Genomic DNA, 10,969 nt, shown 5'->3' on the forward strand with positions numbered 1-10,969 from the left:
TACATACAAATTTGCGCTCTTTAACATTCACCTTCTACCCCTCCTTGCATATAATCTTTTGTCTCCGGGTATCCTATGAACGATCAGTTGCCATAACCGACCAATGGATTGCCAGAGTTATTTTCTTCACCGGATATGTAACTCTGGCTTTTCCATGTACATGAATAAAACTCATTATTGAATGGCATCCTATAAGTGGATTCTCCTATATTGAATTTCTTCAATGGATTGACAGAGTTCACTCCCTGCTAGGTGGGCTCTGGCTTTTCCGTGCATAAAAACCGATTCATCGGGTATCTTATACTTGCTAATATCCAAAAGGAGCGGTTCTAATGAAACAGTTAATCCATTGTCACTGCGCAAAATCCGCTATATTTATCTTATTGTCAATGTTATTAGTGGCATATTTAGTAAACAGCTTTAATCAAATAACAATTGATAATTGGTAAATATTATCTGACAATTCATCCGTGAAGTTAAACCATTCACCAACTTCTTTCTCGCCCATAAAAGCCGATTTTCAAGGCATACTATAAACGCATAATTACTTTCTCTCTCCAACCAGGGCCTAGCAGGTCCTGGCTTTTTCTATTTACGCTCTCACCCGTTTCCGATCATCAGCCGCACTCTCGCAAAGTTCCGGTAAATTTGCCCTGACTAAAGCTTCTGCAAAAGACGGCGGTACTGCATTGCCACATCTAGCCACCTGCGCCGACTTTGGATAACGTTTCCCTTCACAATCTTGATCAATGATATAATCTGTCGGGAATCCCTGGGCATTGAACAGTTCACGCGGTTCTAACATCCTCATGCCAATATCAACGATTTGATAATCTTGCCCATGAACCGTAACTAACCCGAACCTGTCCTTTGTAGAAACTGTATGTAATGGTTCTTTAACCGACTGGCCTTCTCCGGTGCCGTAATATTTCATGAGGAAAGCCCTAACTTCTCCAAAATGCAAGCCGCCGGCCGTTATCGTTTGAATTGGTTCTGTAACAGGCTGACCAATGTTTGTGCCTTTCATTTTTACCAAGTGACTTGTTACCAGTGCACTATGATCAACTGTTGTAACTGTTGGTAATGGTTTGTTTAAATCTGCTCCCGATCCGGTATATCCACCGCCGTAATGTTTTGCTAGAAAAGCTGTAACCAATTGCGACTTACCACCTCCACCAGCCGTTACAGTCCCCAGTGGTTCATTCATTGAATGTCCAACTGAATTCCCAAACTGGCGAGAAATTACAGCCGTAGCAAGTGCAAATTTATTTCCACCAGCGGTGATAGTTCCTAGCGGCTTACCTAAATCAAGTACGCGCCTTCCTTCGCTATCACCATACCCCATTTGTATTAATGTCGGGCTAATTAACGCATGTTGATTACCTGTCGTGATAGTCCTTATTGGATCATCAACTCTACTCCCTGGGTGCCCCGTGGTATTAACCATAAGTGTAGGTGCAATCAGTAAATGCTCGGCTTTTGTAGTAATTGTAGTTAACGGCTGCTCAATGTCATACTGCATCCGGTCACCACCAAATCCAGTTTGTCCGATTCGGGATATATACGGGGTTACTATTCCCCAACCGTTCTTTGCCGTGATAGTCTGAAGAGGCTCTTTGATACTCTGTCCTCGAAAATCAGCTCCATGATGATTCACTTTGATAACAAACGGCTCCGGGTTATCAATGACAAACTTCTGAATTCCCCTAGCAATTCGCCGCATTGTATTTTCAGCAAGCGGCCTTTTCCGCTCAAATATGCTATGACAAGGTAATGACCAGTCAATAATTTCTGCTGCTGTCCGCCAAGGTTTTAACCTGCCGGACTTAACTTCCGGACTAGTCGGCTCTCCATGTGTAGGGTTAGGCCATACAATTGGCCTGCCATCACATCTGGCAATCATAAAAAATCTTTTTCTAATTGTCGGAGCTCCGTAGTCGCAGGCTCGAAGTTCACGCCAATCAACTCTATATCCAAGCCTTTTGAGCGCATTGATAAAAGCCTTAAATGTGATTCCTTTTCGTTTTGGGTCCGGCATATTATTTTTCAGTAACGGCCCCCATGTTTTGAATTCCTCAACATTCTCAAGCATGATCACCCGCGGCTTTACAACTGCCGCCCACCGAACCGCTACCCAAGCAAGGCCCCTAATGTGTTTTTCAACTGGCTTTCCACCTTTCGCTTTTGAAAAGTGTTTGCAATCAGGGCTAAACCAGCAGAGAGCTACCGGACGGCCTCCCGTAACCGTCAACGGGTCAATATCCCATACGGACTCACAATAATGCTCAGTATCAGGGTGATTCGCCTTATGCATTGCGATTGCAGCCGGATCATGATTAATTGCTACGTCTACACTACGCCCGATTGCTACGCTAATTCCGGTACTGGCACCGCCGCCACCTGCGAAGTTATCAACGACGATTTCTTGCCAGAGCGAGAATTTCTTACGACTTTCTAACTGCATGCGTTCACGCCCCCTTTGCCCTATAATGCGGATCATAATCCTTAAACGCGCATGATTTCTTTGTTTGATACTTATTACACCAACGAGCCAAATTCTTTAATTCTTGCGGCGCGGTCTGTTTTTCGTAAATCATCACAAAAGAGTTAACTCCGTATTCGTCCAATATCGCAATCCGCTTTAAATCCTGTTCGATATTGCTGTTGAAATTGACTAAGACGTAAAACGAAAGCCGATCGTGATTTATGCCTTGACTAAGTAACAATTCAATCCCATGGCGTACTTCTTTTTCAGTCTGTAGGCTATCAAAAGCAAAATGTATTCGTTTCCGATGCTTCATTGCTGCCAGATATTCGGCCTTTTCACTATCAACCAGCCGTATATCTAATCCTTGTGTAAAATCAACCTTAATTCGCATGTCGATGATCTGTTGTGATTTTTCACGCCACAATGACGATGCAAGGAAGTTATTGTCCAGCAGAATCAATTCTTTTGACTTCGGATTCATTAATTCCACTGGCATAGCAACTTCGCGAATCATTCCTTCTTTGCGGGGAACAACGCAGAATTTACAGTTTCTAATACAACCACGCGCCGTAAACCCGAATCCGTAATCAATGCCATACAACTCGTAATCTGGCTTCATAGATTCAATTTCAGGCGGCAGTGCCGATTTCAAGTCCCAGCCAGTACCGCCGATTTGTATACCCGTTGCAGCTAACTTTTTAGCAATCTTCATATTTGCTTTTGATTGCTTTGATACATTGCCGTCAAATACAAGTGCCGCATAAATTTTGTCTGGAATTACAAATAAATTCGAACCTTTTAGTACATCATCAGGGCTGATAAGCGTTACATTATCCCCTTGTGCTTTATGCCAGGTTGACAGCTTCATTAGTGCCAAGTTCGGCAGTTTACCGTCGACTTGAATTAGTCCGACTCGCATACATTCACGCCTCCTTTGTTTGAGTTGTTTCTTCGCCAATTATCTTTTTGGTGCTATCAACAAACCTCTCTGCTTGTCTTAAAACGGCTTTTATTCCGTCATATTTACCGTACAATTGCTTTATATTTGTAGCTAACTTCCACCGTTCCGCCAAGCCCTCAACATCAGCATAAGCACCAATCTTTTCACCTGTTAACTGTTCAAACTGTTCATAATTTTTCAATGTCTCACGAAGCCTTTTTGTCTGCATTTCAACCTGTGATTTAAGATTTTCTTCATATTGTTTGTAGCACTCATTACGTTCTTGATTTATAGCCGCATGAAAAGTCTCTTCATCAACCTTGCCAGCCGCGCGTAATACCGCTGCCATGAATTGCTTTGTTATCGGTTGTGGCTTTAATTGCTCGGCCTTTTTATTAATCCATATCCTTCCGTCCTTGCATTCAATAACGCCCCATGCAGCAGGAATGAGATCATCGTCTTTAATTAGTCCTTCCGGCACCGCTAAAAACCACTCATTGCAAAACCGCGCAATTTCTTCTGCCTTGACCGGATTTTCAAGCTCACGTTTCAAATCGCCACGACTTACCTTTATTTCAAATCCAACAATCGATAACCCCCGGCTAGGATACATATTCATTGCTAATGCGTCTGCATGTCTGCGACAATTAGCTCCGGTCCCACTGCCTACCTCAAAAAACAATGCCCACTCTGGCTGCTTATATCTATCACGCAAAGCCGCACATATTTCGCTTGACTTCAACTTTACTTCGCTTCCTTTCCAAACCCGTCGAATTCGACCAGTTTAAACCCCGCGAATTCGAGTGAATTAAATCATGCAAATAAAATACCTTGCTCCCTATACGGCTTAACCCGCTTTTCAATCAACGAAATATAGTCAGGATTTAATTCTATTCCTACAGAATTCCGGCCTAACTTTGCAGCTACTTCCATTGTCGTTCCCGATCCTGCGAACGGATCCAATACAGTACCGCCAACTGGGCAACCTGCCAATATACAAGGCTCAATCAGTTCTGGTGGATATGTGGCAAAGTGGGCCTCTTTATATGGCTTGGTAGCTACGGTCCAGACTGTGCGTTTGTTGCGTTTATCATGATATTCATAAATATTTCCTGACTTTGTTCTATAAAAGGCATCAGGATCTCGAGTATATTTATTTCCGCCAAATCTAGGTGCAACCGCTTTCATATTCCCGTTGGTTTTGTCCAGCACCCTGGTTGATCCAATTTGATGTTCAACATCTTGGTTTAACCTTTGTACAGTGCTTTTTGCCACAGGTTCGGCAATTGCTTCCGCATCGTAATAATAATTTGCTGACTTACTCAGCAAGAATATATACTCATGTGCCTTCGTCGGTCGATCTGTAACGCTCTCAGGCATTGGGTTTGATTTTGCCCAAATAATGTCTGATCTCAAATACCAACCATCAGCGCGAAGTGCAAAAGCAACCATCCACGGGATTCCAACAAGGTCTTTTGGCTTTAATCCTTGCGGAATACATCTGTTATCTCTAGCACTTTCACAATTTTTACCACGATGTAATCCTGCATTTTTGTCTAAGTCACTTGTTTTTTGTGGTCTTCGTACGTAACTATCGCCAAGGTTAAGCCACAGCGTTCCATCATCCCGCAGTACTCGCCATACTTCCCGAAATATCTCAACTATTCGTTTAACATACTCTTCCGGCGTTTCTTCAAGCCCCATCTGACCGCCAACACCATAATCACGTAATCCCCAATTCAGTAGGGGGGAGAAGTAACGCAGCAGTGAACGGATTTGCTTTCAAGCGTTTTTAATTTCTCGATAGCGTCTCCGCATAATACTTGTATACTTATCCAATGCCCCATATAAATCACCACCTTTGAATGTTATTTGTATACAATCATCATTGATGATTTGAATATCTATGGTCTTCACTCACGTTCTCGCCTCCATCGCTTAACTTTTCACAACTCATATTCCTCCGCAGCTACGCCGTACTACTGCATATCCTTTACTTCCTGCCATTTCAATCAGCCTCCCAGTAAGTGATTTTCAATGTTTCACCCGCTCGAACGTCACCATTTCCGATCACATCAAAATTCAGCTCGCGGATCCCTTCTTTAAATTCCCGAATTTCCCGGACCGTTCCGGTATTTTTCGTGATAAAACGTTCTGCAATCGACTGTAGCGTGTCTGAGCCAGTGACGGTGTACGTTTCAGTTACATAGGTGTAACCGCATTGCGTAACAACAATGACCAGCAGTACCGCTATTTTCATAATCACTGTGATCGTGTGTTTAACAATTTTCATGTATTGGCACCTCCAAACGGTATTCGCTTCAGTTCGCATTGCTTAACCACCCAATTCGGGTTATAGCCTCGTTGCATGGCAATCTGCTCCAAAGTCACCACGTTTCTAGCCTTCCGGACTTCTTCTTTCTTGCGTTTCTTCTCCAACTCAATTACTTCAGCCAGCTCACCGTCACGCTGTTCAATTTCAGCTTTCTGTTCAACCTTATAGACATGTCCACATCCAGGACAAACAGGTGCAGGCCTATGAGCATAAAAACATTTTGGACATATCTTCATTGGAAATTCGCGCTTTTCAGTTGGCTTTTTCTTTTTACCTTCGAGCGACCATGAACGATCTTCATCAGGCAAACCGTGCCTTGCTACGTTTCCGACGGCATCAATGATAATACCGACCTTTTCCGGATTATTCTTGTCAGGCCTTAAACAACGCATGGATTGTTGCACATACAAAGTCAAACTTTGAGTGGGGCGAAGCAAAATAACAGCTTCAGCCCCCGGACAATCATACCCCTCGCTCACAATATCGCAGTTTGTAATAATTTGTAATTTACCTGTTCTGAAATCATCAGTTATTCGTTTGCGTTCTATGGGGTGAGTTTTTCCATCTAAATGTTCAGCCGTATATCCAGCACTCCTAAACGCTTCTGCCGTATGCTGGCTGTGCTCAATATTGACGCAATAGACAATTGCACTTTTCCCTTTGGCCAATCGCTCATAATGTTCTAAGGCATCCCCAATAATGGTTGGTTTATCAATAGTTTCAGCAAGTTGTTTTTGATCGTAGTCACCCATTTTTACGCGAATGCCTTCCATATTTATTATTTGAGGTGGCGCGAAATATTTATAAGGTGCTAAATACCCCTGTTCAATCAACTCTTTAGCAGTGGGACCAGGAATGAGAATATCGCTCACTTCTCCGAGCCCTTGGCCATTCAACCGGCAGGGCGTTGCTGTTAAACCAACTCCATAAGCCTGTGGCCAATAGTCAAATATTTTACGCCAAGTGCTAGCGACGCTGTGATGATGTTCGTCAGTTATGATTAAATTTGGTTCTGGAATTTTGTGTAACCTTCTTGCTAATGTTTGAACACTGGCAAGCTGAATTTTATCACTGGATATTTGACGATTGGGGGCAATAATGCCAAAATGTATGCCGGATCTTTTAAATGTTTCTGCAGCCTGATCAAGAAGTTCGACGCGATGTACAAGAAAGATCGTTCGACCGCCATTTAATGCCGTTGCACTTGCCATATAAACAACTAGAATTGTCTTCCCGGCACCGCATGGAGCTGTATAACACACCCTGCGAAATCCTTGCTGAAAAGCGGCACGAATATCATTAACTCCTTTTTCCTGATAATCACGAAGTTGTAGCATGCTTTTTCCCTTTTGATTTTATCGATATACTCAAAGCACTTTCAGGCGTCCAACCATGATCAATTCGCGATACCAACGTACTCCTTTGTATTCCGATACCGTCAGCCCATTGTTGAGCTGTTTTCGTTTTTCCAAAAGCTGTAATCATGCGGTTTGATCTTTGATTATTAGCTTGTTCAATTTGCGTAGCCCAACGACAATTATCTGGTGAATAACCATTATTATTATTTTTGCGGTCAATCGTTAAGTCATCTTCATATCCATTATCTATTGCCCAATTAACAAATGCTTGTGGATTACTACGCCATTCATCACATACGGTTATACCGCGACCTCCGTAAATGTGCCAAAATTTATTTTTAGGGCTATAACATCTATTGATCATGTTTGTCCAAATAACAAAAAGTCTTGTTCCGGTTAAACCGTGTGTTATATTTTTTTTCGATAGTTTAATTGCGTTTTCTTTTGCTATGCAACCACAACTTTTTTTGTATCCAAGTCTAACGCTATTTCCTAACGCAATACATTGATTGCCACAATTGCAACTGAATAGCCATAATATTTTTCCGTATCGATCTACCCCAGCTCTTTCAATAGCTGTTAATCTACCGAATTTTTGTCCAGTTATGTCAATAAATTTTCCCATACAGTTCACCCCCGAGGTAAAAAAATGCCCGTCCAAATCCAATCAGACGGGCTATGTGTTGTTTTATTAAAACGGTGTATTAGGTCCAGCTGGTGGAAATGTCATTGCACCAGGAGTTGGCGCGGCGGGAGCAGTGGGCTTAATCATTTGCCAAGCCCCATTAATAACTTGCCACTGGTTTCCCTGAGGATCAAATTGAGTTTGAGGTGTTGCCGCTGGTACGGGTGGGAATCCAGGCTGTGCTGCTGCATATTGTGGGCCAGTTGGTGCAGGTGGTGCCGCATATCCGTTTGGCGCTGGAGGTGCGCCATATCCTTGCGTTGCGGGTGGCGTTCCGTATCCTGTATTAGCACGAGGAGCACTTGCCGCTGGTGTCGACTGTTGCTGTTTTGGCTCACAAAAATCAATCGTATTAATATTGCACTGCCAAGCACGTTGCTTTTGTCCAGTGTTATCAGTCCATTGCTGTTCTTCCATTCGCCCTGAAACAACCAACTTATGGCCTTTCTGGCAAGAGTTTAAAATCAGTTCAGCCATTTTTCCGAATGCTGAGCACCGGAAAAAGCTAACCTTGTCTTGTCCATAATTGTCGGCTAAATTAAAATGTGCGATTGCTTTACCGTCTTGAGCTGTTTTTGATTCTGGGTTATCTGTAAACCGTCCTGAAATTACAATACTATTCATATGTTATTGACCTCCTGATTTTTGTTGTGCATAACTCTTAAACTCATTCATTAAAGCAAAACATTCCTCGACAGTAAGCTGTGCTGGTGCCCTACCGCCAAACTTAGGGCTTCGTTGAATATAACCAACAATGTCAAAGTTTTGTAAATTCCCCCATACAGCTGTCATGTAATAAACAATTTCTTGCTCATGTTTAGGAAAACCGTATACTGGTTGTGCCGCTTGCTGCCCCTGCATTGGATAACCGTTCACTGGCTGTTGAGGCTGAGCAGGTGTAAATGGTTGTGCAGGCTGTCCTTGCATGGGATACCCGTTTACTGGTTGTTGCGGCTGTACTGGTCGATCAATGCCAGTTTCAAGCCATCCAAGCAACTGCTTACCAACATCAAATCCCAAACAAAACACCTTTCCGTCAAATAATGATGTACGGTCTTTGCTAGTCGTTGCCTGATGATTCTGGTCAATATCGATAAATGTTGTAAACTCATATTCCATGCCATCCCGTTGAATAGGATTCATACCAATCTTGCGAATAATTGTTTTTCCGTGATCGTCTTTTTCTTGAATCGTTTCCATTTTTGCCCGTAACGTGGCTATCATATGGGTTTTGCTGTTCAGAATAGAATCAACCAGGCGATTATGCATAGGAGTAATATCTCGCCATGCTGTCCAACTATTGACTCCGGCTTTCTTTTCAAGCTGACCTTTCTTGTCCAGCAATCCACCTTCACCCGACCATGCATGAGTCAAGCTGTCAATAATAATGCATTCGATTCCAGCAGCTCCCGCTTCATGAATCGCTGCTATATATTTTTCCGGTGTATAGGGTGAAACAATTTCGATATAGTTAAATTCACCAATTTCAGTGCCGTTTTTGTTATAGTTGGCATATAACTCCCCGCTGTGATTTTCAGTGTCAATAACGCAGATTTTATTCCAATCGGACGTAATACCATAAGCCACCAGCAGTGACCCGAATGTTTTCCCTCCACCCGCAGGGCCCGATATGCCTAGACGCAGTTTTGCTTTTGTTCGTGTTGCTTTACGCATTGCCATGATTATTCACGCCTCTTTCTATCGACCGACTCTTGCAAAGCTTTTTTAAACTCATCTTCTGTGCAAATTCTATATTTAATGAGCTCGTCTTTGTAATTCCACCAGCCCTCCACTCTATTCTGATAAAACAGCGCAATCGCTTCGTTATATTCATCTTCGGTTTCAACAGCTGAAAATACGTCAACCTGCTCGATATCAAATCCATTTCGGCGTAGGAACAAACTTTGTACACCTAATTGATGTAAATCACCCTGATTTAATAAATACCGTGATTTCATATATTATTTACGCTCCTTTACTGTCAACGAATCTGGATATTCAATTGCTTCAATAAAGTCTAGAATTTCACCAGTAGCGCTGATTACTCGCCCGTCTTCCATAACTGTCAACGTATTTTTAAATTCAGTCCAATCAGTTGATTTCTCTGTAATAATTAATTCAGGCGCAAGTTGTTCCACACGTTCAGTCAATGTTTTATTTTTGCCGCTAACCTTCTCACCAGAAATGAAGAACTCAGGATCAACTGAACGAAAACTAACATTTCCATTTGGTAATTTAACAGTTTTACTTTTACCTTCAAGCTGTTGCTCTGCATAAGGCCTCAATAGATTTGTAAAAAATCCAATGGAACTATTGCATTCAGTTTCAATATCGGCCTGCCATTGCTTGATTTTTGCTATTTGCTCGTCAGCAAGTTTCTTGGCGTCTTCATTTTTATGTTGCAACTTGATGATCTTTCTAATTGCCCAATTGGCTTTATTGTCATCATCAATGACAAATTTTTGTTTTTCCGATTCAACAACATCCATAACTTGTGAATCAAGAAACTCATGTAAACTCTCGGCCAAATCTTCCCGTGGCATCACCCGTTCCCCCTTTGTTCCTGGCTAACAACTTCGTAGCTCATACCATTGCTGGCAAGATACGCTTTAAATCCATTAGCCTGTGGAATTGTAATCCCTGGTAATTTCAGTACAACGTCCCACGTCGACGGCATCACAGGTGGCATTGGTGGCGGTGGAACAGGAACAAATTCAGGCATTGGCGGTGGTCCGGATTGAAAGCTCGGTGGTGAAGGTGGCATTGGTGGTCCCGCCTGAAAACTCGGTTGCATCGGTGTTAATGGCGGTTCCGTCACCGCTGCTGCCTCTCTCGCCGCCTTCTGTTCCAAATTCAGCCGATCATGACACGCCTGGATGATGATTCCCGATATCTCAGGTAGTGGCGCTTCTGCTACCAAATGACCAACGTCACACGGTAACAACGGCGTTTTGAGTCCAGCAGACTGAGAGTGTACTTCGCAGAATTGGCGAATCATTTCTGTGCGCTGCTGCCGTAATTGCTCGGCCTCATCATCGTTCTTTTGCTGGCTTAATAAATTTTCAATTTCAGTAACAATGGCTTTTCGTGTGGTTGTTATTTTAGCTGTTCTCTTGATCCATGCCGACTGAATAGAGAACTTACCGACATACTCTGGACGCAA

The 10,969-nt window shown here is 42.7% G+C and carries 12 protein-coding genes; all 12 read right to left on the minus strand.

The features are described from left to right. Positions 1-592 precede the first annotated feature (592 nt). The gene (locus Ga0466249_RS25235) at positions 593-2,464 is read right to left on the minus strand and encodes a DNA cytosine methyltransferase (RefSeq protein WP_215832266.1); all 1,872 of its coding nucleotides are present in this window, start codon (positions 2,462-2,464) and stop codon (positions 593-595) included. 4 nt (positions 2,465-2,468) lie between these two features. After that, entirely contained in the window at positions 2,469-3,407 is a 939-nt protein-coding gene (locus Ga0466249_RS25240; RefSeq protein ID WP_215832267.1) for a radical SAM protein, read from the minus strand. Between the two features lie 4 nt (positions 3,408-3,411). After that, a complete protein-coding gene (locus Ga0466249_RS25245) occupies positions 3,412-4,170 on the minus strand; it encodes a hypothetical protein (protein ID WP_215832268.1) in 759 nt (252 codons plus the stop codon). A gap of 71 nt (positions 4,171-4,241) precedes the next feature. After that, entirely contained in the window at positions 4,242-5,132 is an 891-nt protein-coding gene (locus Ga0466249_RS25250; protein ID WP_246589053.1) for a DNA-methyltransferase, read from the minus strand. Positions 5,133-5,436: 304 nt separating this feature from the next. Then, a complete protein-coding gene (locus Ga0466249_RS25255) occupies positions 5,437-5,721 on the minus strand; it encodes a LysM peptidoglycan-binding domain-containing protein (RefSeq protein WP_246589054.1) in 285 nt (94 codons plus the stop codon). Continuing rightward, entirely contained in the window at positions 5,718-7,100 is a 1,383-nt protein-coding gene (locus Ga0466249_RS25260; RefSeq protein ID WP_215832269.1) for a DEAD/DEAH box helicase, read from the minus strand. The genes Ga0466249_RS25255 and Ga0466249_RS25260 overlap by 4 nt, the downstream gene beginning before the upstream one ends. Continuing rightward, on the minus strand, positions 7,084-7,746 hold the full coding sequence (locus tag Ga0466249_RS25265) for a hypothetical protein (protein ID WP_215832270.1): 663 nt from the start codon (positions 7,744-7,746) through the stop codon (positions 7,084-7,086). The genes Ga0466249_RS25260 and Ga0466249_RS25265 overlap by 17 nt, the downstream gene beginning before the upstream one ends. 66 nt (positions 7,747-7,812) lie before the next feature. Continuing rightward, positions 7,813-8,430: a single-stranded DNA-binding protein gene (locus Ga0466249_RS25270; RefSeq protein ID WP_215832271.1), complete on the minus strand. Its 618-nt coding sequence runs from the start codon at positions 8,428-8,430 to the stop codon at positions 7,813-7,815. 3 nt (positions 8,431-8,433) lie between these two features. Then, positions 8,434-9,486 (minus strand): AAA family ATPase, encoded by a 1,053-nt coding sequence (locus Ga0466249_RS25275; RefSeq protein ID WP_215832272.1) that lies wholly within the window; start codon positions 9,484-9,486, stop codon positions 8,434-8,436. Positions 9,487-9,488: 2 nt separating this feature from the next. After that, on the minus strand, positions 9,489-9,764 hold the full coding sequence (locus tag Ga0466249_RS25280) for a hypothetical protein (RefSeq protein WP_215832273.1): 276 nt from the start codon (positions 9,762-9,764) through the stop codon (positions 9,489-9,491). 3 nt (positions 9,765-9,767) lie between these two features. Further along, entirely contained in the window at positions 9,768-10,349 is a 582-nt protein-coding gene (locus Ga0466249_RS25285) for a host-nuclease inhibitor Gam family protein (RefSeq protein WP_215832274.1), read from the minus strand. Then, positions 10,349-10,969 (minus strand): hypothetical protein (locus tag Ga0466249_RS25290; protein WP_215832275.1); only part of this gene is annotated, 621 nt, incomplete at its 5' end. The genes Ga0466249_RS25290 and Ga0466249_RS25285, both read right to left, overlap by 1 nt.

This window comes from Pelorhabdus rhamnosifermentans, assembly GCF_018835585.1.
Classification (GTDB): Bacteria; Bacillota; Negativicutes; order UMGS1260; family UMGS1260; genus Pelorhabdus; species Pelorhabdus rhamnosifermentans.

What these genes read in the sequence shown, in the direction of transcription:
- Ga0466249_RS25255 (WP_246589054.1), bottom strand. Translation starts at nt 5,721, where the DNA reads ATGAAAATTGTTAAACACACGATCACAGTGATTATGAAAATAGCGGTA.
- Ga0466249_RS25275 (WP_215832272.1), bottom strand. Translation starts at nt 9,486, where the DNA reads ATGGCAATGCGTAAAGCAACACGAACAAAAGCAAAACTGCGTCTAGGC.
- Ga0466249_RS25240 (WP_215832267.1), bottom strand. Translation starts at nt 3,407, where the DNA reads ATGCGAGTCGGACTAATTCAAGTCGACGGTAAACTGCCGAACTTGGCA.
- Ga0466249_RS25260 (WP_215832269.1), bottom strand. Translation starts at nt 7,100, where the DNA reads ATGCTACAACTTCGTGATTATCAGGAAAAAGGAGTTAATGATATTCGT.
- Ga0466249_RS25285 (WP_215832274.1), bottom strand. Translation starts at nt 10,349, where the DNA reads ATGCCACGGGAAGATTTGGCCGAGAGTTTACATGAGTTTCTTGATTCA.
- Ga0466249_RS25235 (WP_215832266.1), bottom strand. Translation starts at nt 2,464, where the DNA reads ATGCAGTTAGAAAGTCGTAAGAAATTCTCGCTCTGGCAAGAAATCGTC.
- Ga0466249_RS25280 (WP_215832273.1), bottom strand. Translation starts at nt 9,764, where the DNA reads ATGAAATCACGGTATTTATTAAATCAGGGTGATTTACATCAATTAGGT.
- Ga0466249_RS25265 (WP_215832270.1), bottom strand. Translation starts at nt 7,746, where the DNA reads ATGGGAAAATTTATTGACATAACTGGACAAAAATTCGGTAGATTAACA.
- Ga0466249_RS25250 (WP_246589053.1), bottom strand. Translation starts at nt 5,132, where the DNA reads ATGGGGCTTGAAGAAACGCCGGAAGAGTATGTTAAACGAATAGTTGAG.
- Ga0466249_RS25270 (WP_215832271.1), bottom strand. Translation starts at nt 8,430, where the DNA reads ATGAATAGTATTGTAATTTCAGGACGGTTTACAGATAACCCAGAATCA.